The sequence below is a fragment of the Thermalbibacter longus genome (assembly GCF_023806485.1).
Taxonomy (GTDB): Bacteria; Chloroflexota; Chloroflexia; order Thermomicrobiales; family Thermomicrobiaceae; genus Thermalbibacter; species Thermalbibacter longus.
This window is the reverse complement of sequence record NZ_JAMSLR010000007.1, coordinates 80,448-105,796: the sequence shown is the minus strand read 5'-3', so window position 1 is coordinate 105,796 and position 25,349 is coordinate 80,448. Positions and strand designations below refer to the sequence as shown.

At 68.3% G+C, this 25,349-nt stretch carries 22 protein-coding genes; 16 read left to right on the top strand and 6 right to left on the bottom strand.

What is annotated here, in order from left to right:
- Positions 1 to 11: 11 nt before the first annotated feature.
- Positions 12 to 1,136: a citrate synthase gene (mmgD, locus tag NET02_RS10925; protein WP_284057449.1), complete on the bottom strand. Its 1,125-nt coding sequence runs from the start codon at positions 1,134 to 1,136 to the stop codon at positions 12 to 14.
- Positions 1,137 to 1,279: 143 nt separating this feature from the next.
- Complete coding sequence (gene lysX, locus NET02_RS10920; RefSeq protein ID WP_284057448.1) at positions 1,280 to 2,176, bottom strand: lysine biosynthesis protein LysX; 897 nt, start codon at positions 2,174 to 2,176, stop codon at positions 1,280 to 1,282.
- A 905-nt stretch (positions 2,177 to 3,081) separates the two neighbouring features.
- On the opposite strand from lysX, the gene NET02_RS10915 reads away from it, so the two are divergent.
- The 9 genes from NET02_RS10915 (at position 3,082) to NET02_RS10875 (ending at position 12,601) form a co-directional block, all read left to right on the top strand.
- The gene (locus NET02_RS10915; protein WP_284057447.1) at positions 3,082 to 4,602 is read left to right on the top strand and encodes a DUF2207 family protein; all 1,521 of its coding nucleotides are present in this window, start codon (positions 3,082 to 3,084) and stop codon (positions 4,600 to 4,602) included.
- A 98-nt stretch (positions 4,603 to 4,700) separates the two neighbouring features.
- Positions 4,701 to 5,405, top strand: a complete 705-nt coding sequence (locus NET02_RS10910) for a response regulator transcription factor (protein WP_284057446.1) — start codon at positions 4,701 to 4,703, stop codon at positions 5,403 to 5,405.
- Between the two features lie 11 nt (positions 5,406 to 5,416).
- On the top strand, positions 5,417 to 7,099 hold the full coding sequence (locus NET02_RS10905) for a sensor histidine kinase (protein ID WP_284057445.1): 1,683 nt from the start codon (positions 5,417 to 5,419) through the stop codon (positions 7,097 to 7,099).
- A 143-nt stretch (positions 7,100 to 7,242) separates the two neighbouring features.
- Positions 7,243 to 7,719, top strand: a complete 477-nt coding sequence (locus NET02_RS10900; RefSeq protein WP_284057444.1) for a cupredoxin domain-containing protein — start codon at positions 7,243 to 7,245, stop codon at positions 7,717 to 7,719.
- 77 nt (positions 7,720 to 7,796) lie between these two features.
- Positions 7,797 to 8,228, top strand: a complete 432-nt coding sequence (locus tag NET02_RS10895; RefSeq protein WP_284057443.1) for a DUF6220 domain-containing protein — start codon at positions 7,797 to 7,799, stop codon at positions 8,226 to 8,228.
- A 38-nt stretch (positions 8,229 to 8,266) separates the two neighbouring features.
- The gene (locus NET02_RS10890; RefSeq protein ID WP_284057442.1) at positions 8,267 to 8,647 is read left to right on the top strand and encodes a hypothetical protein; all 381 of its coding nucleotides are present in this window, start codon (positions 8,267 to 8,269) and stop codon (positions 8,645 to 8,647) included.
- 387 nt (positions 8,648 to 9,034) lie between these two features.
- Complete coding sequence (locus tag NET02_RS10885; RefSeq protein WP_284057441.1) at positions 9,035 to 10,714, top strand: MDR family MFS transporter; 1,680 nt, start codon at positions 9,035 to 9,037, stop codon at positions 10,712 to 10,714.
- Positions 10,715 to 10,870: 156 nt separating this feature from the next.
- Positions 10,871 to 11,311, top strand: coding sequence for a VOC family protein (locus tag NET02_RS10880; protein WP_284057440.1), 441 nt, complete (start codon positions 10,871 to 10,873; stop codon positions 11,309 to 11,311).
- Positions 11,312 to 11,521: 210 nt separating this feature from the next.
- Positions 11,522 to 12,601 (top strand): winged helix DNA-binding domain-containing protein, encoded by a 1,080-nt coding sequence (locus tag NET02_RS10875; protein WP_284057439.1) that lies wholly within the window; start codon positions 11,522 to 11,524, stop codon positions 12,599 to 12,601.
- A gap of 213 nt (positions 12,602 to 12,814) precedes the next feature.
- On the opposite strand, the gene NET02_RS10870 is transcribed toward NET02_RS10875, so the two are convergent.
- Positions 12,815 to 13,498 carry a flagellar brake protein gene (locus NET02_RS10870; protein ID WP_284057438.1) on the bottom strand — a complete coding sequence of 228 codons (684 nt, stop codon included), beginning with the start codon at positions 13,496 to 13,498 and terminating at the stop codon, positions 12,815 to 12,817.
- Between the two features lie 241 nt (positions 13,499 to 13,739).
- Between NET02_RS10870 and NET02_RS10865 the strand changes: the two genes are divergently transcribed.
- The 5 genes from NET02_RS10865 (at position 13,740) to NET02_RS10845 (ending at position 19,072) form a co-directional block, all read left to right on the top strand.
- Positions 13,740 to 16,010: an LUD domain-containing protein gene (locus NET02_RS10865; RefSeq protein WP_284057437.1), complete on the top strand. Its 2,271-nt coding sequence runs from the start codon at positions 13,740 to 13,742 to the stop codon at positions 16,008 to 16,010.
- Between the two features lie 79 nt (positions 16,011 to 16,089).
- A complete protein-coding gene (locus NET02_RS10860; protein ID WP_284057436.1) occupies positions 16,090 to 17,004 on the top strand; it encodes a dihydrodipicolinate synthase family protein in 915 nt (304 codons plus the stop codon).
- Positions 17,005 to 17,020: 16 nt separating this feature from the next.
- Positions 17,021 to 17,221: a PspC domain-containing protein gene (locus NET02_RS10855; protein ID WP_284057435.1), complete on the top strand. Its 201-nt coding sequence runs from the start codon at positions 17,021 to 17,023 to the stop codon at positions 17,219 to 17,221.
- A 51-nt stretch (positions 17,222 to 17,272) separates the two neighbouring features.
- Complete coding sequence (locus NET02_RS10850; protein WP_284057434.1) at positions 17,273 to 17,611, top strand: spore germination protein GerW family protein; 339 nt, start codon at positions 17,273 to 17,275, stop codon at positions 17,609 to 17,611.
- A gap of 201 nt (positions 17,612 to 17,812) precedes the next feature.
- Positions 17,813 to 19,072, top strand: coding sequence for an MFS transporter (locus NET02_RS10845; RefSeq protein WP_284057433.1), 1,260 nt, complete (start codon positions 17,813 to 17,815; stop codon positions 19,070 to 19,072).
- A gap of 35 nt (positions 19,073 to 19,107) precedes the next feature.
- On the opposite strand, the gene NET02_RS10840 is transcribed toward NET02_RS10845, so the two are convergent.
- The 3 genes from NET02_RS10840 to NET02_RS10830 all read right to left on the bottom strand — a co-directional run bounded on the left by NET02_RS10840 (position 19,108) and on the right by NET02_RS10830 (position 22,490).
- Positions 19,108 to 19,455 carry a GYD domain-containing protein gene (locus tag NET02_RS10840; protein WP_284057432.1) on the bottom strand — a complete coding sequence of 116 codons (348 nt, stop codon included), beginning with the start codon at positions 19,453 to 19,455 and terminating at the stop codon, positions 19,108 to 19,110.
- Between the two features lie 834 nt (positions 19,456 to 20,289).
- The gene (locus tag NET02_RS10835) at positions 20,290 to 21,030 is read right to left on the bottom strand and encodes a class I SAM-dependent methyltransferase (protein WP_284057431.1); all 741 of its coding nucleotides are present in this window, start codon (positions 21,028 to 21,030) and stop codon (positions 20,290 to 20,292) included.
- A gap of 164 nt (positions 21,031 to 21,194) precedes the next feature.
- Positions 21,195 to 22,490, bottom strand: a complete 1,296-nt coding sequence (locus NET02_RS10830; protein WP_284057430.1) for an aspartate aminotransferase family protein — start codon at positions 22,488 to 22,490, stop codon at positions 21,195 to 21,197.
- A 231-nt stretch (positions 22,491 to 22,721) separates the two neighbouring features.
- On the opposite strand from NET02_RS10830, the gene NET02_RS10825 reads away from it, so the two are divergent.
- Both NET02_RS10825 and NET02_RS10820 read left to right on the top strand, forming a co-directional pair.
- Positions 22,722 to 24,017 carry an MFS transporter gene (locus NET02_RS10825; protein ID WP_284057429.1) on the top strand — a complete coding sequence of 432 codons (1,296 nt, stop codon included), beginning with the start codon at positions 22,722 to 22,724 and terminating at the stop codon, positions 24,015 to 24,017.
- A 32-nt stretch (positions 24,018 to 24,049) separates the two neighbouring features.
- On the top strand, positions 24,050 to 25,327 hold the full coding sequence (locus NET02_RS10820; protein ID WP_284057428.1) for an MFS transporter: 1,278 nt from the start codon (positions 24,050 to 24,052) through the stop codon (positions 25,325 to 25,327).
- Positions 25,328 to 25,349: the final 22 nt, after the last annotated feature.

The window sequence follows — 25,349 nt, the reverse complement described above, 5'->3', positions numbered from 1 at the left end:
CAGCGCGGTGTCTATGCCGGCTTCAGCCCGCGCGGGCCAGTGTAGCGCACCCGCGGCCGGAAGAGCCGGTTATGGGCGTGCTGCTCGACGACGTGCGCTACCAGGCCGGCTGTGCGCGCGGCGAAGAAGATCGGCGTGTAGAGCTCGATCGGGATGCCGAGGACGTAGAAGACCGGAGCCGCGTAGTAATCCAGGTTCGGGTAGAGGCCCTTCTCAGCGTGCATCAGGCGCTCGGCGCGCTCGCACATGCGCAGGAGCTTCTGCCCCTCGGCGTCGCCGCGCTCGGCGACCAGCCGGGTCAGCGTCTCTTTCAGGAGCTGGGCACGCGGGTCCATGCGTCGCATGTAGACGCGGTGCCCGAAGCCCATGATCCGCTCCTTGCGGGCCAGCCGCTCCCGGATCCAGCGCTCGATCCCTTCCTCGTCGCCGGCCTCGAGCAGCATCGCCATGACCGCCTCATTCGCCCCACCGTGGAGCGGCCCCTTGAGCGAGGCCACGGCTCCGGTCAGCGCGCCGTAGACATCGGCCAGGGTGGAGGCGATGACCCGGGCGGCGAACGTCGAGTTGGGCAGCTCGTGCTCGCTGTAGGCGATGAGGGCCTGGTCGAAGACACGCACCTCGGCCGGGCTGCCATCGCGGCCAGTGATCATCCAGAGGAAGTTCGCGGGGAAGGACCGGCTCGGGTCGGGGGCCAGCGGCTGCTGCCCCTCGCGCACGCGCACCAGGTTCGCGACGATCGTGGCCGCCTGAGCTACGATCCGCAGGCCGCTCTCACGGTCCTGCTCGGGATCGACCCGCTCCACCCCGGGGTCGAAGCCCCCGAGCGTTGAGATAGCGGTGCGCAGGCGATCCATGGCGTGCATCCGGGGCGGCAGGAGCCGCAATATCTCCCAGATCTGCGCTGGCACCTCCGCGGCGGCCAGCAGCCGGCGTTCCAGCACCGCGCGCTCCTGGTCGTCCGGTAGCCGCCCGTCGATGAGCAGCCCGACCACATCGACGTATGTCCGTTCCCGCGCGAGGTCGAGCAGGTTGTAGCCGCGGACGACGATCTCCTCGCGCTCGACATCGAGGAAGGAGATCGCGGTTTCGGTCGCGATTACCCCTTCGAGTCCGGGGCGGTAGACCTCCTCTGCCATGGCGGAATCCCTCGGTTTCAGCAGGCGATGCGGCGAGCGGCAGCACAACCTGTCACCATGTTCATTTTACGTCTTCAACGCCTGCTCGCGCTCCCGAGGCTCATCCCCCTGACGTGGTCGCAGTGCAGGACGATGGTGTCCTGTCAGTGCGCGGCGAGCGGCATCGAGGCAACCGGGCATGGACGCTCGCTGCGCGCCTGCTCCAACACGTAGTCGACGATGCGCGCCGGGATGTTTACACCGGTCGGCTGGATGCTGTTGCGGAACTCCGTGTTCGCATTGACCTCGTTCACCAGGAGCCCGCGCTCGGGGTGCTCGAAGACGTCGATCGAGAGCACGCCGCCACCCACCGCCCGCGCTGCCCGCGCGCAGAGCTCGGCCAGGTCCGGCGTGACCGGGCAGTTGGAAGCTCGGCCGCCGCGCGCCGTGTTAGTGATCCAGTGCTCCGAGGTCCGGTAGATCGCACAGATGGTCTCCTCGCCGATGACGAAGGCCCGGATGTCGCGCCCTGGCTTCTCGACGTGCTCCTGGATGTAGAAGGTGCCGTGGTGGAACCCTCCGAGCTCGGTCTTGTGCCGCACCAACGCCTCGGCGGCCGCCCGGCTGTTGACCCGCGCCAGCAACCGGCCCCAGGAGCCGAGCGGCGGCTTGACCACGACGGGATAGCCCAGTTCTTCCATCGCCGCCAGCGCCTCTTCAGGGCTGAAGGCGATGATCACGCGCGGCTGGGGCACGCCGGCTGCCGCCAGTGCCGCCGAGGTCCGTAGCTTGTCGTTGCAGACGTCGAGTACCTGCGGTGGGTTGACGGTAGCAATGCCCCAGGCCGCGCAGACGGTCGCGATGTGCAGCGCGCGCTGCTGGCTGACGCTCCGGCCTAGCACGGCGTCGTAGGGCCAGGGCGGGCCGGTGAGATCGATCCGCGCTGTCCGGTCGTGGATACGGTCACACTGGATGCCCCGCCGGTCGAACTCGGCGAGGAGGAGCTGCTCTTCGGCCCGCAGTGGGCCATGCACGAGTGCGATCCTGATATCGTGGCTCATCGATCCGACCTCTCTGGCGCATCTCGACACCATCAACCGGCATCACCATCGCTGGGCAGAGCAGCCGTTTCGCTTTGGCTGCCTGCCCCGTGCGTTTGGCGTTGCCGGTCCACCAGAGAGGGGACCGGTGCCAGCGATCAGCGCGGGGTCTGCCCGGAACCGCCGATCGAGACACGAGGACGCTCGGGCTGGGGAATCGACCCGCCGGGTGGCGGAGTGCGACCTGGCTCGCCCGGCACTGATGCCGGGTGCCAGATGCCTCGTCTGTCCCAGCGATGGACGTCGCTACTCGATCCACCATCACCGCGCTGCCGCTGAAATCGAAAGACCGCTCACCCGAACGGGGGCGAGCGGTCCACTCTCGCGGTACCACCCCGCTTCGCCGCGCCCTCGCGGGTCGCGGCCTCAGCCTGTGCCTCGCTGCGAGGCACAGCGGTTCGCTAACGGGAACCGGCCGTCGCCGCCTACCCCCGCGAGCGCGGGCTCGGGGCGAAGCTCCGAGGCCTTCTTCGCCGGCGGTAACGGACCGCTCTCTCAGCTCCCGCGGCTCTCTGTACCGGTCCCGCCGGGTACTCTCCTCTTCGCCGCCGCTTCGATATCGCGTTGGCGCAGGTAGTGTAGTCCATGAGGACCGCTGCTGTCCAGGAGATCCGGATCGTTCACCGCTCCTCCATCCGCGCGGCACCGCTCGCCCGCGCATCCGATCGATGTGGACTGTGCCGGGTCCGTCGCCGGTCGCCGGGCCTAGCGTTTGATCGTGCCGGCAGGGGATCTTTGCGAGCTCACTCGCACGGCAGTGCCCACGAGATCTGCCTCGCTCACGTCCTGCTGGCATCCGGGGCGATCGATGCTGCGCTGTAATATGATCGCGGTGGAGAACGAAACGAAGAGTCTGGAGGTAATTCGTGACCCGGCACCGCGTGCGACGCTTGGTTGCCTCGCTGGTGGTCCTGTTACCGTTGCTCGTTTTCGTCACAGCCAGCGTGGCTGCCCAGGACTTCGGCGAGCCTGAGCCTGGCCGGCATGTCTATGACCGCGCTGGAGTCCTCTCCCCCTTCGAGATCGCCGAGCTCGAGCAGCGCGCTCTGGCTGTGGAGCAGGCTGGCGCTCCGGTCGTCGTCTATCTGCGCGCTCGAGACGCGACCTTCGAGGAAACGGTCAACGACGCCCGGGCGTTGATGGATGACTGGGATATCCAGTCTACTCCCGGCGCGCGGGATGGCCTTGTCATCTTTTTCAACCTGGTGCCGGGCAACCTGGAGCACGGCGACTTCGCTATCGTCGCCGGCGAGGCGCACGCGCGCGGCGGCGTGCTCGATCAGGGTCAGCTCGACCAAATCTCCGAGCAGATGCTGGAGCTGCTGCGCGATGGCCGGATCGCTGAGGGGATCGCGATCGGGCTCGATGCGGTGGCTCGCAACCTGGCCGCCGGCCCGCCGCCGCCCAGCGAGTTCGAGCGCGCGATGTCCGATTTCGCCGGGGTCCCGCTCAACATCATCGCTCTTGCCCTGGCGGCCGGTCTAGGCCTCTTCGCCGCCCAGCGCTGGCGTTCCCGCCCGTCTACCATCGCGCCCATCGTGCCGACTACCCAGGCGCCAGCCGAGCTGCCTCCCGCCCTGGCCGGCGCTCTCGCCCGCGGTCGGATCGAGGATGCCCAGCTCGAGGCGACAATCCTGGACCTCGCCCGGCGCGGGGCACTGGCCATCGAGCCGGCCGGAAGGAAGAGGGTCCAGATTCGCCTGCTGGACTCCAGCCTGATCGAGCATCCCTTCGAGCGGGCTGTCTGGGATGCGCTGACGGCGGAGGCGGCGGACGGAGGTCTGGTCCCGAGCGACCGGCTGCGCCGGGTACGCGGGCGATGGGAAGCAGCGCGAGCGGCTCTGCGGGCGGAGCTGGAAGCGCGCGGCTGGTTCGACCCCGCGGCACGCGCGCGGCGTCGACCGCTTTACCTGGCCGGGCTCGCCGGGATCGTCCTCGCCTTTCTGGCGCTACTCCCGGTGCTCGTGGGCCAGCAGCCCTGGGGTGTGATCGGGGTTGCGCTGCTCGGGGGTACGGGGATTATGGCGATCGCGCTGGGTGCGGGCTTGCCGGAAACGACCACAGAGGGCGAAGCGGCGGCAGCTCCCTGGCGTGGTTACCTCGCCGGTCTGGAGGCAGCGAGACGCGACCCCAATCTCGAGCTGAACCTGGATCAGGTTGTCCCCTACGCCGTCGCGATGCAGGCAGGCGGCGCTCTGGACAAGCGGCTGAAAGAGGCCAGCGAGCGGGGCTATGCGCCGGCCTGGCTGGGGCGCACGCTGGGAGCCGAAGCCTGGGAAGGCGGCTTCTATCCGTACTGGGCAGCCTTCCACGCGAGTGTCAGCCCTGCGACCGGTGGCGGCACTGCGGCTTCCTCGGGCAGCGCCGCTTCGGGTGGCAGCTTCTGATACTGGTCGCCCCATCTCCGCACCAGCACGCGAGATCTCCGCCAGTTGGCCGGTGGGGCATAATGGCCGGTGTGCGGTGACCTCGTGGGATATCGACCATGGCGACGATCCTGCTAGTTGAAGATGCCCGCGACCTGGCCCGCGTGATTCGGCGCGAGTTGGAGGCTGCCGGTTACCAGGTCCTGCACGCGGCCGATGGGCGAACCGCGCTGGCGCTTCACGAGCGCGAGCGGCCGGACCTGATCGTGCTCGACTGGATGCTCCCCGAACTCGACGGGCTCGAGGTGCTGCGCGAGTTGCGCCGGTCCTCGGGCACGCTGGTGCTGATGCTGACCGCGCGAAGCGAGGAGGTCGATCGCGTCATCGGCCTGGAGCTGGGCGCGGACGACTACCTCACCAAGCCGTTCAGCATGCGCGAGCTGATTGCCCGGGTGCGCGCGTTGCTCCGCCGGGCCGAGTTGCTGCGCCAGGCGCTCGCGGCCGACCGCGAAGGCAGCCGTATGCCGGTCTCCTACGGCCCGTTACACCTCGACCCCGACCAGCACGACGCGACGCTCGACGGTCGGCCGCTCGACCTGACTCCCAACGAGTTTCGCTTGCTGCACCTGCTCCTCCGCAACCCCGGCCGGGCGTTCAGCCGCAGTTACCTGCTGGATACCGTGTGGGACGAGCCGGTGGTGGGCGACCGCGCCGTCGACAATGCGATCCACCGGCTGCGCCGGAAGCTTGGGCCGCTCGGAGAGCGGATCGAGACGGTCTGGGGCGTCGGCTACCGGCTGCGCCCGCTCCAGCCGCCTGGCTAGGAGCGTCGGCCATGCGTCTGAAGCTTCCGAGTACCACCCGGCGCCGCGGCTTGCTCGAGGTGGGGATCTTTGCCTTTACGCTCACGTTCCCCGTAGCGGCAGTGCTCCGTCCAGTGCTCGGGCTGGGAGTGTCCCATCCTGGTGCGCCGCCTGCCGCAAGCGATCCCTGGCCCGTGTTCGGGATCACCATGGTCTATACCGGATTGCTGAGCGGGTTACTCAGCGCGGTCCGCCTACCCCGTCCGAGCGGCAGCCGGTGGCGCATTGCGCGTGCTGAGCTTCCGCTCTTCGTGATGCTTCAGCTCGCCATTGGGGCCGGAGTCCTGAGCGGCCACCTCGTCGCTGCGTTCTGGATCGCGTTCCACGACCCCGCCGCCACCTTCGACCGGCCTGTCTATGTCGTCTCTGCGTTCGCTTTCGCCGTGGCAGCGATGGCCAACAGCAGCGGCGGTTACCTTCTCTGCCGCGCAGCAGTGCTCGCCTGGCCAGCCTGGGATCGCCTGCGCCGGACGCGGCTCCTGTGGGCGCTCACCCACGCCCAGCTCGTCGCCGGGTTGACCCTTGCTATGGGCGTGGCGGCGCTGCTCATGCTGCTCGCGGCAGCAGCGTACTTCACCAGCCCATATGAACCTCCATTCGGCCCAGAGTCGTTGCCCGAGGGCGCTGGTCCGGCCGCAACCTTCCTGACCTGGCTCACGACACGTGTCCTGGCCCCTGTCACCGCGATCCTCGGGCTAGGATTGGCTGCCCTCGTCCTCATTCTGCCGCCTGCTGCCGTCATCTCGTACGTGGCCCTGCGGCGGACGACCCGCCGCCTGGAAGAGCTGGCAACCGCGACCAGCGCACTCCGGGCTGGAGATCTGGCTGCTCGCGTACCGGTCAACGGGGAGGATGAGGTGGCCCGGCTACAGGCGGACTTCAACGCGATGGCGAGCGAGCTAGAGCGAACCCTGAACGAGCTCCAGGAGGAGCGCGACGCGGTCGCTCGCCTGCTCCAGGCGCGGCGCGAGCTGGTTGCGGCCGTCTCCCACGAGCTACGCACCCCGGTGAGCACGGTCCGCGGTTACCTCGAGTCGGCACTGGCCCACTGGAACGGCATCCCGCCAGCGACGCTCCGCCAGGACCTGGAAGTGATGGCGAGCGAGATCGAGCGCTTGCAGCGGCTCATCGAGGATCTCTTCACCCTCTCGCGTGCCGAGATCGGCCGCCTGCCGCTGGCGATTCAACCCACGGACGTCGCCGCGCTGGTTCGGCGCTGCGCCGAGGCGGTGGCTCCGCTGGCCTGGGAGCGCGGGCGGGTAGAGGTGCTGGCAGAGACTCAGGCCGCTCTGCCCCCCGCCCTGGTCGATCCGGATCGACTCGAGCAAGTAGTCCGTAACCTGCTGGCGAACGCCGTCCGGCACACGCCGCCTGGTGGCCTGGTCCTGCTTAGCGCTCTGGCTGAGGACTCGGCGCTCATCATTCAGGTGAAGGACACCGGTGAGGGGATCCCCTCGGAGGATCTGGCACGGATCTGGGACCGGTTCTATCGCGGTGGCAACGCCCGAGAGCGCGATGAGAGCGGCACCGGGCTCGGGCTGGCGCTGGTGAAGGAGCTGACCGAGGCGATGGGCGGCTCGGTCGCTGTCGAGAGCATTCCCGGCGAGGGGAGCTGCTTCACCCTGCGCCTGCCGGTCGCGCGGGCGGCACGCTGAACCGCTCTCTCTCACGACCTCACAGTCTGCGACAGTTTTGCGACAGACCCGCGAAGGACATGCGACACCGCGCTCCTAGCCTTTCCCTCGTGACGTGAGAGTCCGGTCGAGGAGACGACCGATCGAGGGAAAGGAGAGACGCGATGAACGCTGAGCGCCGTTCCTGGAAAGGCCTCGCTGCCTTGCTGTTCGGCGTTGGGCTGCTGCTGGTGACCTGCCTCGCAGTCACCTTTATCGCCGCGGCCTGCTGGGTTGGGGCGGGTGCCTGGCGGGACGGGCAGGTGAGAAAGCCCCCCGCCGCAGCGACAGCGGTGGTGCCGAGCGGCACGCCGGGTGCAGGGAACACGGTGCGGGTCGTGGCCAGCGAGTTCGAGCTGGCGCTCGATAGTCTCCAGGTTCCTGCCGGTACGGTGACGTTCGTCGTCGAGAATCAGGGCCAGGTGCCGCACGACTTCCGGATTCGCGGGGACGGCGTCGACGAGCGAACGCCCATGCTCCAGCCCGGTGAGTCAGCGCAGCTCACGGTGGAGCTGCAACCGGGGACCTACTCGTACGAGTGCACTGTGGGCGGACACGCCCGCCTCGGGATGCAGGGTGAGTTCACCGTGACCGGGTCGTAAGGCGAGTGATGCGTGGTGGGCTGCCGGTTCCTTTCGGAGAACTGGCGGCCCACTCCTGAAACGGAGAGGGGTAGACGATGAGAGCGCTCGTGTCTCAGCTCCACCGGGGCCTCGCCTGGCTCACGCTGGCGGGCCTGCTGATCCAGCTATACCTGGCAGGCGCGGCTGCCTTCGGCGCGACGTCGTTCGCCGTGCATGCCTTCTGGGGTCACGTGCTCGGCCTTATCGTCATCATCCTTGCGATCCTTGCGGTGGTCGGAGGGTTGGGGCGCCAGCGCATTGTCCTGTCGACACTGCTCTTCGTGCTGTACATCGTGCAGTACGCCCTCGCCGAGTTCCGTTTCACCGTGCCCTATGCGGCCGCGCTGCACGCGGTCAACGCGCTCGCGGTACTCGGCACCACGGCCCGGCTCGCGCGGGCCGAGCCATCGACGAAAGCTGGTACGCTTCAGACCGCTGGTCGCGAGACGGAGCTGGTGGTGGAGGGTGAGCCGCGTCGTCCCGGCTGATCGGGAGAGCGCCGATGCAAGCGGAGAGGAGTGGTCTTATGAAGCGAACGATCCGGCTCTTCCTGCTCTTCACCGGAGCGACCTTCCTGCTTGCGGCGTCGATCCACGATGGCCTGCTGGTCGCTGGCTACGGGCACCGGGAGGCGGCTATCGCCGAGACAGTCATCGCGGCCGTGCTGCTGGCCGGGCTGGCGTTGAGCCTCGTCCTGCCGGCCTGGACGCGGCCGATCGGCCTTTTCGCCCTGGCGTTCGCGCTGCTGGGCACGCTGGTGGGGGTGTTCACCATTGCGATCGGCATCGGCCCCCGCACCGTGCCTGATATCGTCTACCACGTCGCCATCCTGATCGCGCTGGCGTGGGGGCTGGTGGTCGCCGCGCGCGGCTCCACCAGCGGCAACGAGGCAGCACGCGCCGCCTGACCCATCCACGATGCGGGAGGACAGCGAGGCGCCGGGATGGTGGGCCAGCCAACGCGAGAGGAGAACCAGTGGCCACTCAGATCGACGAGATCCCCGCACTCATCTGGGAGTGGGCATCCGCTGAGCAGAGCGGCGATTGGTCTCGTCGGCTGCGACGCCGGGCCGTGCGGTGAGAAGGTTGGCGAGCTGCTCGGCAGAGTCCGCTGGCTGGCAAGCCTCGGGATCGAGACGGCCTTCGGCTGGGTTTGGGCGTAGAGCGGATCGAGCCGCTGGAGATCATCGGTCGCGAGGTCATCCCGGCCGCGGCGGAACTGTGACCGGTCGTCGGAGGTCGTGGAGCGCGCCACGCTCTTGCAGGAGCGGAGCGTTACGAAGGGGAGAACTCAGATGACTTCAGAGTCTTACCTGAATCCGGTCAGCCGGCGCCGCGTCTGGCTGGTGCTGGCCGGCGTCTTGCTCGGAATGCTGCTGGCCGCGCTCGACCAGACGGTCGTGGGCACAGCTATGCCGCGGATCATCGCGGAGCTCCGGGGACTCGAGCACTACGCCTGGGTGTTCACTGCCTACATGCTGGCCTCCACTGTGACCGTCCCCATCTACGGCAAGCTGTCCGACATCTATGGTCGGCGCCGGTTCTTTCTGCTCGGAATGGGGATCTTCTTGCTGGGCTCGGCGCTCTCCGGGCTGTCCCAGACGATGACCCAGTTAATCGTCTTTCGTGCGGTGCAGGGGCTGGGTGCTGGAGCGCTCTTCCCGATCGCGCTGGCTATCGTCGGCGACCTGCTGCCGCCGGCCGAGCGGGGCAAGTGGCAGGGCGTCTTCGCGGCCGTCTGGGGCCTGACGGCGATCGTCGGCCCGACGATGGGAGGCTGGATCACCGATCACTGGGGGTGGCGCTGGGCCTTCTACGTCAACATGCCGGTCGGAGCCGTAGCACTGCTCGCGGCCGGTCTCACCATCCCCGGGCGGCTGAGCCGCCGGCCTCACACGATCGACTACCTGGGTGCCGCCACCCTGATTGCCGGGACGGTCCCATTGCTGCTCGCGCTCTCCTGGGCGGGGATCGAGTATCCCTGGCGCTCGCTGCAGATCGTTGGCCTGCTCGCATTGGCGGCGGCACTGCTGGTCAGCTTCGTCCTGGTGGAGCTGCGGGCAGCCGAGCCGGTCGTCAACCCGCGGCTCTTTCTCAGCCGCATCTATACGCTCTCCGTGATGGCCGGGTTCTTCATGGCCGTCGGCATGTTCGGCACCATTCTCTACCTGCCGCTCTTCATCCAGGGCGTGCTCGGCCACACGGCGACCAGTTCCGGGGCCGTGCTCACGCCGATGATGTTGGGCTTCGTCGCCAGCAGCGTGATCGGAGGTCAGCTCATGGCCCGCACTGGGCGGTACAAGGTGCTGGCCATCGGTAGCGTGGCCCTGGCTGCCGTGGGCATGCTGTTGCTCTCGCGGATGACACCGCAGACGACCAGCGGCGAAGTGGTGCGCAACATGGTGGTCACCGGCCTGGGGATCGGTACCACGATGAGTCTCTTCACCATTGTGGTGCAGAACGCCTTTCCGATGCAGGTGCTGGGCGAAGTCACCGCGGGGCTGGTCTTCTTCCGCTCGATCGGCGGGACGCTGGGCGCCGCCATCCTGGGCTCGGTACTGACCAACCGCTTTACCAGCGCCTTCGCGACGAATCTGCCCGAACCGGTCCGCCAGCGGCTGACGCCCGAGCAGCTCGGACTCTTGCGCGACCCGCAGGCGCTGGTGTCGGTGGAGGCGCTGGCTCGCTTGCGGGAGGCGTTCGGGCAGCTCGGACCGGCCGGCCTGCAGCTCGTCGATCAGGTGCTGCTGGCGCTGCGCCTGAGCCTGAGTTCCGCTATTACCGAGCTGTTCACGGTGGGGGCGATCTTCCTGGGGTTGGCGCTCCTGGTCACGGCCGCTATCCCGGAGATCCCGCTGCGACAGGCCCGGGGCGCGGCCGTGACCTCAGCGATGGCCGGTGAGGCGGAGGTGCCCTCATCGGAGCCGGTAGGGCGCGGCCAGGTGCGACCGCCAGGCGGCTCTTGGGATGACTGAACCGCAGGACCGTCAGACCGCGCTGCCGGTTTCCGATGCCTCAGCGAGGTTCCCACCCCCGGACGGAAGTCCGGGATCGTTCGGAAACAGATGCGTGTCCGCAGTCTAACGGAGACGAGCGCGGGACATCCACAGTGAGGTGAGGGACGGAAGAGCATGACGCTAAAACGCATGGACAACGTTCTCATCGTGGTCGACGACCTCGAGGCTGCAAAAGCGTTCTTCGTTGACCTGGGTATGGAGCTGGAGGGCCAGATGACGGTGGAGGGATCATGGGTGGACCGAATTGTTCGGCTCGAGAACGTTCGATCCGAGATCGTGATGATGCGGACCACGGACGGCCGAGCTCGGATCGAGCTGGACAAGTTCCACACGCCCGCAGCGGTCAAACCTGAGCCGACGTACGCGCCAGTGAACACCCTGGGCATACGTCGCATCATGTTCGTCGTCGACGATATCGAGGATGTCCTCGAGCGTTTGCGCCCACATGGGGCTAAACTCATGGGCGAGGTCGTTCAATACGATGACACATACCGGCTCTGCTACGTTCGCGGCCCTGAGGGCATCATCGTCGCGCTCGCCGAAGAGCTCGGCTGAGGGGGTTCTCCTGGCAGATGTTGTGGGGACGCCCAGGCGTACCGAGGTGCTCGAGGAGCGGACTGTGCTGGTCGGCAACCGGAAGCTGGCGGTGTCGGGTACACGGTTTCGCGCGCTGTCCGGAAGCCGGGTGGCTGGTTCGGCGATGTCCGAGGTGCGCTGCGGATTGAGCGCTCGCCGGCTCATCGCCGGCCCAGAGGGTCATATGCCGTGAATGTGGAAGCGATTGCACAGCGCAGGATGCTGGCGCAGGGGCTCTGGGGACGCCGGGAAGAGCGGCCCGAGGACGTGGTCCGACGGCTCGTAGCGATGCAAGCCCAGGACTTCGCGCCAGCGAAGTGGGCAATAGGGCAGCGAGCCGGAGCGGCGACGGACCACGACGTAGAGCGGGCGTTCACAGAAGGCCGGATCCTCCGTACCCACGTCCTCCGGCCCACCTGGCACTTCGTCCACCCTGAGGATCTCCGCTGGCTGCTCGGCCTCACCGCGCCGAGGATCCTCAGCCGGATGGCCTCGCGGCACCGGGAGCTCGGGCTCGACGCAGAGGTTCGCCGGCGGGCGAACCGGGCGTTCGAGCGGGCGGTGGCTGAGCACCCACAGACCCGTGAGGAGCTTGCCCATGCCCTCAAGTGGGCAGGTATCGATCCCGCTGGCCAGCGCCTGCCCCATTTGCTGATGCTGGCCGAGCTCGACGGGGTGCTCGTCAGCGGCCCGCGGAGGGGGAAGCAGCATACCTACGCGGCCTTCGATGCGCGGGTTCCGCCCGGGCCTGCCGTGAGCCGGGATGAAGCGCTCGCGCTCCTCGCCCGCCGATACTTCGCCAGCCGGGGCCCGGCGACCTTGAGAGACTTTCTACAGTGGTCCAGCCTCACCGCAGCCGAAGGGCGACGAGGACTCGAGGCAGTCGCTGGCGAGCTCGAGCGGGTCGAGGTCGACGGCCGGACCTACTGGTTCGACCCCGCAGCGGCCAGCGAGGCGCCGCCCTCCCCGGCAGCCAACCTCGTCCACGTGTATGACGAGATCGTGATCGCCTACAGCGAGAGCCGGGACGTTCTCTCGGGCCCGGAACGCGCGGGCTTCGTGACGGATCGAGGAGCGTTCCTTCGAGTCATCCTGCTCAATGGCCGCATGGTGGGACGCTGGCGTGAGAATCGGGGGCGATCCATCGAGGTGACGGTCTCACTCTACCGGCCTCTCGCCCGCGCCGAGGAGCGCGCGCTCCGGGCGGCGCTCGAGCGATACGGGGCGTTCCTCGGCGAGCCTGTAGCACTCTCCATCGACGGTATGTAACCCGCAGAGCAGAGCGTGCTTGCCGGACTCACCTGCGCTGGAGAGCCAGATCTCAAGGGGCAAGGGCGGGGACGTGCTCTTGCCCTGGCGGTCGTGCCTGTGTGCCTCAGTGACTGGGGGAAGCCGGTATGGAGGCTCACGACTAGACTCTGCGGTGGATGCGCGGTTCCCACAGTGACGGTTCAGGTCGCTGCGGATGGGGTCGTCCTACCCCTAGCCGCGGAGCTGGCGGGCCAGCTCGCGCTGGCGGGTGAAGATGAACCGCACGAGCTGGTCCGTCTCGCGCTGCCCCAGGTTCTCGAACCGGCAGCCGGCATCCCAGCGCGGAGGATCAGCATGCTCGACCGGCCAGCAGCGCCGAACCTCGGCGCGGGTCGAGATCGGCCCCGGGCAGCCTGGTACGGTGAACGCGAGTGCCAGCCGGTCGCCCACGCGGAGCGGCTTTCCGAGGCGCAGGCGAGCGCCGCCGGCGCTGAGGTCCAGGATCCGTGCCGAGAGCGGCTCTGGCTCGCCTTCGGATACCAGAAGATGCACGCTTTCCGGAACGATGCTCACCTCGATGCGCACATGCTCGCGCCGCTGCATGCGGTGCCACTCCCCAGCCGGGCGCAGCCGTAGCCGGGCCTGCGGTTCCAGCGTAGCCTGCATGACCAGGCACTCGACGACGTAGAGCGCGTCGCTGGCGATCGGAGCCCCCAGATAGACCAGGTCGCCACGATGAACCGAGACATAGCTGAGCTGGATCATCGGCCAGCCGACGGTAAGCTCGCCAGTCGCCGGGTCGTGCTCCTCGACCCGCGTTCGATACCAGCGCGTCTCGCCGGAGGCGATTACTCCGAGGTCCACGGCTTGCCAAATGCTGAGCCCCTTAGGTGCGGTGGAAGATCCTCGAGACACGGTCCTCTCCTGGCCAGGCTCGCCGTGCGCGCGGGCTGTGGCTGATCCCGGCCAACTCGAATATCCCGAGCGATACAACCCGCGATCGGTTAGGCGCGAGCCCCCGCATCGAGCTCTCCATCTTCTCTATCGGCCCGTCCGGCTCTGCCCCGTAGAGCGTATACGTGTACTGCGACGCTCCGGAAGGAGTAGGATTCTCTCGACTGACCAGTCGTGATGCCGCAACGGGAGGGGCCTAGCGATGCCGGCCCGTAGCAAGACGTTCCAGCGAGAGCTCGATGCCGCGATTGCCGACCCGAACCTGGCCCGCGCGCTCGACCGGGCGCTGTCGACCTTTCGCGAGCGGCGCGCGCAGGCGTTCGCCGGGCTCGACTTCGAGGCCATGCGCCAGGAACTGCGACGCCGCAAGGAGAGTGCCATCGCCCGGTTGCCCGAGCTGATCGAGCAGTTCACCCGCGAGGCCGAGGCGGTCGGAGCGCAGGTGTATCTGGCCGGCACGCCGGAGGAGGCATGCGCGATCGTCCGGGACATCGCCGCGCGGCACGGCATACGGCTGGCGGTCAAGACCAAGTCGATGGCGACCGAGGAGATCCGGCTCAACCTGGCGCTGGAGCAGGCTGGGATCCAAGTCGTCGAGTCCGACCTCGGCGAGTGGATCATCCAGCTCGCTGGGGAGCACCCCTCGCACCTGATCGCGCCGGCGATCCACAAGTCCCGCGAGGAGATCGCCGCGCTGTTCAGCCGGCTGCTCGGGCGTGAGATCCCACCCGATCCGCCGGAGCTGGTGGCCGTGGCCCGGCAGGAGCTGCGCCGCTTCTTCATCGAGGCGGGGATGGGCATCACCGGCGCCAACGCCGCCGTGGCCGAGACCGGCACGCTTGTCATCGTGACCAACGAGGGCAACGCCGAACTGGTGACGACGCTGCCGCCGGTGCACGTGGCCGTCCTGGGCGTAGAGAAGATCGTGCCCACGCTCGACGACGTGACCGCCATGCTCCGGCTGCTGCCGCGCTCGGGGACTGCCCAAAAGCTCACCGTGCGCGTGAGCTTCATCACCGGCCCGAGTCGAACATCGGACATCGAGTTGACCCCGGTGCGCGGCGCGCACGGCCCCAAGGAGCTGCACATCGTGCTGCTCGACAACGGCCGGCTGGCGACCCGCGAGGACCCGGAGCTGGTCGATACGCTCTACTGTATCCGCTGCGGCGCCTGCTCCAACGTCTGCCCGCCGTACCAGGTGGTGAGCGGCCACCTCTTCGGCCACATCTACACCGGGCCGATCGGCCTGCCGCTCACGGCGATCCATCACGGTCTGGAGCCGGTCGCTGACCCGCAGAGCCTCTGCGTATCCTGCAACGCCTGCGAGCTGGTCTGTCCAGTGGCTATCCCGATCCCGCGGTTGATCCTCGACGTGCGCGCCCGGGTGGCCGAACGCCTGGGGCTGCCCTGGCTGAAGGAGCAGGTGCTGGAGCGCTGGACGAAACCGGGGAGTGGCGACCGCTGGGCCCGGCTAGCCGCGCTGGTGACCGCCCCGCTGGCCGACCGCGAAGGGTACCTCGGACGCACTCCCTTCTTGAACGGGGCAACGGAGCGGCGGCATCTCATCGCCCCGGCGCGCAAACCCCTGCGCGATCGCTTGCGCCACCTGGCCGGCCGGGCCGGGTACGAGCGGCCGGCTCCCGCCCCGCGCTTCCAGGGCAGCCGCGCCGCCGGGCTAACGGTCGCGTTCTTCCCTGGCTGCCTTACCGACCGGGTGCTCCCCGAGATGGGCGAGGCGGTCGTGCGCGTCCTCGAGGCCTGCGGCTGTCGCGTCGTGTTCCCGTCCGACCAGCACTGCTGCGGGCTGGTGGCGGCGAACATGGGTGATCGGCCGCGGGCGCGGGCCATGGCCCGGCAGACGATCCAGATGCTGGAGGCGACCGAAGCTGACTGGGTCGTAACCAATTCGACGAGCTGCCTGGCGGCGGTGGCGCAGGACTACCAGCATCTGTTCCGCACGGAACCCGAATGGCGAGAGCGGGCGACCCGGCAGGCGGAGCGACTGATCGACTTTACGACCTTCCTGGACCGGATAGCAGCCCTCGGGCCGCAGCGGTGGACCCGGCCGGGCCCTCGGGTGACGTATCACGACGCCTGCCAGTCGCACAACGCGCTCGGGATCGATACGGCGCCGCGCCGGCTCCTGACCGAGGTGCTGGGCTGCGAGCTGGTCGAGATGCGCGAGTCGAGCGTCTGCTGCGGATTCGGCGGCTCGTTCTCGGTGGACTACCCGCAGCTCTCCGCGGCGATCCTCTCCCGCAAGCTGGAGAACGCGACGCAGACTGGGGCCGATCTGATCGTCGCCGATAACCCGGGCTGCCTGATGCAGATCCGTGGCGGGCTGCATGCGCGGGGGAGCGCGCTGCGAGCGCTGCACCTGGCGGAACTGATCGCCGAGCGCCTGGGTGAGCTGGTTGAGGTGGGTGAAACCGTCGAGAGCTCCGCGCCGGTACGAGGTAACTTCCCCGGTTGAAGAACGCTGCACGGCCGTTCGCTGGATTGGGCTGCGTGCTTCGGGGCAGGGGTATCCGCTGAAGGGGAAGGAGGATCCGATGGCATCGCAGATGCGCGGCGTGTATGTGATCCTCTGTACTCCATTCGACGAGGGTGGGGCGCTCGACGAGGAGAGCCTGCGCCGGCAGATCCGCTTCTGCCTGGATGCTGGGGTGCACGGGGTCGTCGGCCCGGCCAACGCCTCCGAGTTCTGGACGCTCACCGACGAGGAGCGCCGTCGCTTCGCCCGGATCATGGTGGAGGAGGTCGCCGGGCGCGTGCCGACCGTCGTCGGCGTGACCGCGGGAAGCGCGCAGGCGGCGGTGGAGCTGGCCCGGCATGCGCAGCAGATCGGGGCGAGCGCGGTGATGGCGATGCCTCCCCACGCCCGACCGGTTCCGCCGGCCGCGCTCTGGGACTACTACCGGGCGCTCGCCGAGGCCGTCGCGATCCCGATCTTCATCCAGAACCACGATGCCCCGCTCGGCACGCGCCTGGGGCCGGAGTTCATCGCGCGGCTCGTCAGCGAGATCGACCACGCCTGGTACGTGAAGGAGGAGACGCTGCCGCCGGGGCGGGCGATCTCAGCCCTGCTGGAGCAGGCCGGGCAGCGTCTCCAGGGCGTGATGGGAGGCATCGGCGGGCGCTACCTGCTGGACGAGTACCGGCGCGGTGCCTGCGGGACGATGCCGGCTTGCCAGATGGCTGATGTGCATGTCCGGATCTGGGAGGCGTTGGAGGCAGGCGACGAGCGCACGGCCCGCGACCTGCACGCCCGGTTGCTCCCGCTCTTGAACTACGAGGCCCTGCACGGTGTCGCCATGTACAAGGAGGTGCTGCGGCGCTGGGGCGTCATCCGGACGAACTACCTGCGCAGCGTGGCCGGCAACCCGCTCGACGCGTTCGATCTCCGCGAGCTGGACGCGCTCCTCTCGGAGATCGAACCGCTGCTGCATGGCACCGTCGCCCGGTAGAAGAATGGAGGAAGCGATGGCTACACAGCGAGGGCTCTACCGCTCACGGCGTCACCGCATCATCGCCGGGGTGGCGGGCGGCCTGGCCGAGCGGTTCGGCGTGCCCGTCTGGCTGGTGCGCTTCATCTGGATCCTGCTCTTCATTCCCGGCGGGCTACCCGGGGTGGTTCCCTACGTGATCCTCTGGATCATCATCCCGCTCGAGCCGGAGGAATAGGCGGTCCGGCCCGTAGACTCGGGCAGCGAGGACACGACAGGGAGGGCAGTCATGGACATTCGCGAGCTTCTGGCCCAGGCACAGGACGCGATGAGCGTGAAGCGGGTCTTCGGCGATCCGTACGAGCGGGACGGCGTGACCATCATCCCGGTGGCGAAGATCTCCGGCGGCGCCGGGGGTGGGAGCGGCGAGGGTGAAGCGCAGGGGCGGGGCTGGGGAGGCGGCTTCGGCGTGAGCGCGCGGCCGGCTGGCGTGTACATTATCAAAGGTGGTCAAGTCACCTGGCAGCCGGCGCTGGACGTCAACCGGATCATCCTCGGCGGGCAGCTCGTGGCGATCGCCATGCTGCTGGTGATCCGGGCCATCGTGCAGGCGCGGGCGCGAAAGTAAGGCAACGCCTCGAGCTCCGGCACCACAGTTGCGACAGCCAAGGGGAGCCGCCGCCCGACGGGGAGCGGCAGTATCTGGAGGCGGGCCCCAGTCAGCGTATCATCGCCGTCGGCTCCTCGAGCACCGGCGGACGAATCCTCGCCGGTGTGCGCCCTGTAAGGAGCCCGGGCCAGCAGGATTAGGGGGAAGAACAGGGAAGCCGTGTTCGGCTGGGGCTGGCCGAGGCCAGTCTGGCTGCTGCTCCTTGCGGCCGGGCTCCGGCACGTGGCGCTCGGCGCGGTGGCCGTCGTGCTCGGCCTGCACCTGAGCGCGCTCGGCTTCGAGCCGGTGGCCGTCGGCGGGGTCTTTACCGTGATGCTAGCTGGCGGCGCTGCCAGTTCGGCACTCTTCGGCTTGCTGGCCGACCGGCTGGGCCGCCGGCGATTGCTGATGGTGGCGACACTGGCGCTGGTCGTGGCCAGTCTCGTGTTCGCCATCAGCAGCTTGCCGGCCTTGTTGCTCGCAGCGGCGCTCGTCGGGGCACTCGGCCCGACCGGTTACGATACCGGCCCGGCGCTCTCGCTCGAGCAGGCCGCGCTGGCCGAAGCGACCCGCGCCGAGCAGCGGACAGGTCTCCTCGCTGCTCACACGCTTGTCAGCATGCTCGGCAGCGGGATCGGGGCGCTGGCAGCCTCGGCACCCGAGTCCCTGGGCATGACCGGGTCGGATGCCTACCGGACCGTGTTCCTCGGCGCAGCCGCCATCGGCTTGCTGCTCCTGGCAGTGCTCAGCCGCCTGCCGGCGACGATCGAGCCGCCGCCTCGCGTGCAGGCCGGCGGCCTGTCGCTCCTGGGACTGCACCGCTCGCGGCGGCTCATCCTGACGCTCTCCGCGCTCTTCGCCGTGGACGCCTTCGCCGGAGGGCTGGCGGTTCAGAGCGCAGTCGCCTACTGGTTCGCGGAGAAGTTCGGTGCCTCGACCGCCACCCTGGGGATGATGTTCTCCCTCGCGCAGTTCCTGATGGCCGGCTCGCTGCTGCTCGCCGCCCCGCTGACCCGGCGATTCGGCCCTGTCAACACCATGGTGTTCACCCACCTGCCGGCTAACCTGATCCTGATGCTCGTGCCGCTTATGCCGAGCGTCGAGCTGGCAGCGACTCTCTTCGTTATTCGGCATCTGACGGCGACGCTCGACGTGCCGCCGTGCCAGGCGCTCCTGCTCTCGCTCGTCGAGCCGGATGAGCGAGCGGCGGCCGCCGGGTTAGCCGCCGCCGCTCGCACCGCCGGATCAGCGATCGCCCCGGCAGCCGCTGGGCTCGTCTGGAGTAACCCGGTCTCGGGCCTCGCGCTGGTCGCGGCAGGCCTCCTCAAGAGCGTGTACGATCTGGCGCTCTTCGCGCTGCTCCGTGGCCTCCGCATGCCGGGAGAGCGACGGGTCGAACCCGCCAAGGAGTCCCAGAGCACGCTCTTGCCCGGTGACTGAAGGGGATGAGCGTGTCCGATCAGGCCAGTGGACAGCTACATGCCCTGTGTACCCATCGCGCGGAGCAGGTCGCGGAAGCGGTCCCACGGCGTGAGTGGCCAAGTCTCGGTGGTGGCGTTCCCGTGGGTCCGGATGACCGCTGCGACCTTCGCGGCAGTCTCGTTATCCGGCGCCTCGAAGATATCGAGATAGTCGTACGGGCCGAGGACCGCGTAGCTGGCGATCCACCTGGCTTCAGGGACCTGCTGTTTGAGCGACTGCGTGACCTGCTCGCCGAGTTCGGCGATCACTTTCGGGTCGGCGCTGGTCTCTTTGCCGGCCCACTTGGCCCACTCACCGAGGGTTGCTGGGGAGAGCCTGGTCAAGAGCGCGTAGATCGGCATCGCGATCTCCTTTCCTGGAGGGTGGGGACGGGTGGAGGGAAAAAGACAGGTCCCGACGATCCTTGTTCGGTACTTTCTACTCGCCTTTCGGCTTTCGATTTCCCTCCCGCGAACCGTCGGGACCCACTATCATGATAGCAACCCCGTGACCCGATGTCAATACCTGGAGATGGAGAAGCCGTCCAGACGGTGTCGTACCGGAGTCCTCTCGAGTTCTACGCTGAACCCGTCTCCGATCCCAGTCAGAATCACCACGCCACCTTCGCCGCCGGGGATATCCGTGGTGGCACCGCAGCCCGTCTGCCGGCCAGGAAAAATGACGCCCACCGGCGTGCTACTCGCGACGACTCCGCCGGTATTGCCAGGCACGGTGGCTACGCCGGAGACGAGCATGGCTGCGTCCACCGCTGGTTGCCAGGCGCCAGGGCCGCTGCCAACGCAAGTTGCGAGTGCGGCCACGAGTGACGCAGTGCACGCGAGAGGCTGCGTGCCGCTCGCCATCGCGGAGGGGCAGAACCGCTGGTTCGATACGCGGGCTCTCGTGGCCAATCCACCTGCCTGGGCTGGCGCCTTTGCCACCTTCCATGCCCCATATTGAGCCCCAGCGGCGCCGGGGTCGTGCTACTGACTGCTGATAACGTGACATCCGGGTGGTCGCGAGGGGTCCCAGCGGCACCGCTCGGACTGGTGCGGTTGTAGCGAGATTGAAAATCCAAACACGCAGAGCGCGACGCGCGGTCTTGCCTATGGATTGGTTGAAACGGCACAAACGGCACTGTCGCCGGTGAGGGTGCGTGGCCTGACTCTCGTGCCTCTCGACCACAGCCTGCTGGCTCAGATCCTCCGAGCGATGGTGATGATCTCGGGGCTGGTGGCGGTGTGCGGATTCCGGGCCCAGTCCCCGAACTGCTCCTCGATGACCAGGCCTGCGTCGGACAGGAATGCGGCCAGTCTCTCAGCATCGAGAAACCGGAGTACCCCTCGGCTCACCTCGGGCTGGTCCCAGTCCGGGCTGCTAAAGACGCTCACGTAGCGCACGATGTCCCCTTCCACCGGCGTCTCGACCTGGTACTCAGCCCGTACAACGGCACCGGTGGCATCGACGACCTCGCCTGAGTACTGTGAGTCCCAGCGCTCCCACGCGCGGTCGAGCGGGTTGCGCGTCTCGAACGCGAATCGGCCTCCATCGACGAGCGCCGCCCGGACTGCCGCGAGCGCGGCGCGGATCTCGTCATCCTCGATGAATTCCTGGAAGGTATGTCCGGTCATGACTACCAGGTCGAACTCCTGCTCCCACCTGACCGTGGTGAGGTCACCGTGCACCCATTCTATATCTGGCCACTTCCGGGCCTGGGTGATCATGCCTAGAGCCGGATCGAGCCCGCACAGCCGCCCGGAATGCCCAGCTTGTCGAGCCATCCGTAGCAGCGCACCAGTTCCGCAGCCGACATCCAGCACCGCCCGGGCGGACATTACCAGAGGGAGATAGAAGGCCAGGTCCGCTCGCCGTTCCGGCGGGTAGAACAAGTCATACAGGGCAGCGAGGCGATCCTCGTTGAAGTGTCGCTCGAGCATGTCTCTCGTGTTGCCTCCATTCATTTGGACGCCAGCTCTGCCGCGCTCGGTCGAGCTGGACGCGCGGCGGCTTCGAGCCACCGCAACCAATCTCAGCCGCATAGCGGCCGGATCGCGACGCTAGCGAGGCCGCGGGCCGTGCTGGGTGGAGAGGATCCTGGCCGTCACGACGAGACAGAGCGGGCCATCTCCAGCCCCTTGCCGATCACGTCGAGCGCGCGCTCGAGCTCACCCTCGGTGATCGTCAGCGGCGGCTGGAGCCGGAGGACGTTGCCCTCCTGCCCACCGACGCCGATCAGCACGCCATGCTCGCGGGCGTATGCCCGGATTGACGCCGCCTGCTTCGCCGCCGGCTGCTTCGTCTTCCGGTCGGTTACCAGCTCCACACCGATCATCAGGCCCAGCCCGCGCACCTCGCCGATCAGCTCGTGCTCGTGCGCCATCTCCCGCAGTTGGGCCAGCACCTGGGCCCCCTTGGCAGCAGCCTGCCCCGGCAAATCTTCCTCGAGCATCACCTCCAAGTTCGCCAGCGCGGCCGCACAGGAGACCGGGTTGCCACCGAAGGTGGAGAGATGCTCGCCCGGCTGGAAGGCGTCGGCGATCTCCGCGCGGGCCGTGCAGGCCGAGAGGGGAAAGCCATCGGCAATACCCTTGGCCATCACCATGATGTCCGGCTCCACGCCGTAGTGCTCGATCGCGAAGAGCTTGCCGGTCCGCCCGAAGCCACTCTGCACTTCGTCGACGATAAAGAGGATGCCGTAGCGGTCGAGCACCTCCTTGACCCGGCGGAAGTAGCTGGCGGGCGGCACGATGATGCCGCCTTCCCCTAGCACCGGCTCGGCGATGAAGGCGGCCACGTTGCCCGAAGTCTGGTACTTGATCGCCCATTCCACCATCTCCGCGCACCGCTCGGCCACCACCTCCGGGTCATCCGTCCCGAACGGGTTGCGATAGACGTACGGCGCGGGGGCGAAGGCGACGCCGGGCAGGTACGGCCCGCCACGCTTCTTGCGCTGCATGTTGCCGGTGACCGAGAGCGTGCCCACGGTGCGTCCGTGGAACGAGTGGGTGAGAGCGATGAACTCCGAGCGGCCGGTATAGGCCTTGGCCATGCGTAGGGCGGTCTCGATCCCTTCGGCGCCGCTGTTGCCGAAGAAGGTCTTCTTCAGCGCGCCGGGCGTGACCTGGGCCAGCTGCTCGGCCAGGTCGGCGACCGGCGGTACGTAGTAGACGTAGCTCGCCGCGTGGATCAGCTTGTCGATCTGCGCCTTGGCCGCCGCTGCGACTTTCGGGTGGCAGTGTCCAGCGTTCGTCACTGCAATGCCGGCGAAGCAGTCGATGTACTCGCGACCGCCAGCGTCGACGACCGTCGCGCCGCGAGCGCGCTCGACGACGACCGGCTCGATCGCGGCAACGAAGCTGGTGCAGACATAGTCCTGGTACTTGCGGATCGTGTCCATCGCCCTGCCTGTCCCTTCACGTTACCGGCACTCGTTCCGCCCTCGCGGGCAACGACGGCTGGCCAGGGCCATTGTACGACAGGGCCGGGCATCTCGAGCCGGCTGTCCATCGCTATCGACCGCTAAGTCGAGGTTGCCGGCAGCGCGGATCCAGCGGGTGTCGGCTGGGTGCGTTGTGGTACGATGCCCGGCCAGAGGGAGCGATGCACAGGTTCGGGATCGGCGTCTGGCATGGCTGTCGAACATCCTAAAGCGAGTGTGAAGTCCGGCATTCTCCACTCGCTGCAGGTCTACCCGGGCTTCAGAGTTCTCTTCTTCACCACCGTGGCGACGAACGCGTCTTTCTGGATGTGGCAGCTCGTCATCGGCTGGCTGGCGCTGGTCCTCACGGATTCGCCCTTCTTCGTCGGGCTGGTCGGCTTTCTCGGCGGGATCCCGATGCTGCTGGTCAGTCTCCCGGCTGGAGTGGTGATCGACCAGGTCGACCGCCGGCTGGTGCTGCTCCTGGCGCAGGTCAGCGTGACGCTGGTGGTCGCCGCGGTGACGTTCATGTTCTGGCGAGGCTGGCTCGCTCCCTGGCACCTACTGGTGGGGGTTTTCCTAGCGGGCACGGCGATGTCGTTCGTCTTCCCGACGCGCAACGCGATGGTGGCCGACCTCGTCGAGCGGAACGACCTGGCGAACGCTGTCGCCTTGAACTCGGCTGGACAGAACGCGCCGCGCGTCATTGGCCCGGCGCTCGCCGGCCCACTGGTCGGTGGCCTCGGCATCGCCGCCACGCTGGCACTCTGCGCGCTGTTGCAGCTCGCCTCGGTAGCGATCTCCTGGCATCTCCCGGCTCGACCACCCCGGCGCGTACCCCGTTCCCTGCTGGCGTCCTTCGCTGAGGGGCTTTCGGTCATCCGGCAGAGCGAGTATCTGCTGGCGCTGCTGGTGCTGGCCGCGCTGCCGACGATGCTGATCATGCCGTACACCAGCCTGCTTCCCGTCTTTGCGCGTGATGAGCTGGGCCTCGGCTCTGGTGGGTTGGGGCTACTCATGGCCCTCAACGGGCTCGGGGGGCTGTGCGGCGCGCTCGCCGTCGCTGGCTTGAGGGCACTGGCCGAATCGCCGCGGATGCTCCTTCTCAGCCTGCTCGGCTTCGGGCTGAGCGTCATCGCGTTCGCGCACTCGCCGGTCGCCTGGCTGGCCTCCCTGTTCCTCTTCCTGGCGGGGTTCGTCAGCTCGGTCTACATGTCGGCGAACAACACGCTCCTCCAGCTCCATGTCGACGACGAGGTGCGCGGCCGGGTGCTGAGCGTGTATCTCCTCACCTGGGGCCTGCTGCCGCTCGGCACTTTGCCGGCCGGGACAATCGCGGACGGCTGGGGTGCACCGATCGCGGTAACGATCCTCACGGTCCTCGCCCTGGTCGCCGTGGGTCTGACCGCCGTCCGGTTCCCGATCCTGCGAACTCGTTACCCCTCACCGCGGCGCCCGCCGGGCCTGCTTACGCGGGAGCGGCCCGGCGCTCGGCTCGGTGACTAGCCAGCTTCGATGGTCAGAAGGAGTTACCGGCCGTGCGTCTGCCCTGGGTGCTGCGTGACCCCTCGCTGCGAGTTCTCCTGCTCCTCTCGGCCCTCGCCGGGCTGATTTCCGGCCTGGTGGTGCCCTTCATCTCCCTGATCGCGCGCGATCGCGGCGCCTCCTACGCGCTGATCGGCTTGATGGCCTCCGGTTTCCTCATCTCCCAGGCGGTGCTCCAGTTTCCGGCCGGTGCCCTCTCCGACCGCATCGGGCGCGCCATACCGATCGCGGCCGGCCTGGTGGTCGAGGGCCTGGCGACGGCCGCTTTCGCGTTCACGACCGCGCCTGAGCTGTTCGTGCTGCTCCGGCTGGCGCAGGGCGTCGGACTGGCGCTGATCTATCCTTCGGCCAGAGCGCTGATCGTCGACCTCACGCCGCCGGAGCGGCGGGGGCAGGCGTTTGCCGCCTGGTGGGGCGCGCTCAACGGTGGCTGGCTGCTCGGCCCGGCCCTCGGCGGCGTGCTGGCCGGAATCATCGGAAAGGCGCCGCTCTTCGTGGTCGGCGGGCTGGGCGAAGTCGCGCTGGGGGCGCTCGTCCTCGCGACCATCGGCCAGCTCAGCTCCGGCCGGCCGCTCCCGCGCCTGATCGGGGAGCGGGTACCGTACCGGGCGCTGCTGGCCGCGCCGCTGGTGGCTGCCTTCATCCTCGCGCTCGGCTTCGAGTTCCCGGTCGGCATCTTCACCGGGATCTGGAGCGTCTATCTCGCCGACCTGGGAGCGAGCGAGTTCGAGCTGGGCATCTCCTACACGACCTTTTCGGTCACCAATCTCCTCTTCCTGCCGCTCGGTGGGCGGCTGGCCGACCGCGCGCCACGCTGGCGGCGGCTGCTCGTCCTCAGCCTGGCCCTGGGGGTGGTCGTCATCGGGTACTCCATCCCCTCGGTACCGGCGATCTTGCTCCTCGGCGCGCTCGAGGGGGCGATCATCGGGCTGCTCTCTCCCTCGGTGGATGCGTACCTGGCGTCGGTGTCCGACCCCCGGGTGCAGGGACGGGTGCAGGGCGCCTATACGACCGCTGGCATGGCGGGAGCCGCAACCAGCGCGCTCCTCAGCTCGGTGCTGTACGAGGCTGGTCGACCGGTGCCGTTCCTCACCGGAGGCCTCACCCTGCTCGTCCTCGCCACGGTCGCGATCGGGCTGATCAGAAAGGCTGAGCAGGCCAAAGGTACTCCGCTACGGCGGGTGGAGCCGTTGGGCACGCTGGCAACCGGCTCTACCGATCCGGCTGCCGATCCACCGAGCGACGATCCGGTCAGTCGATCAGGTGCCTGAGTGACCGGCCGGTTTCCACCTC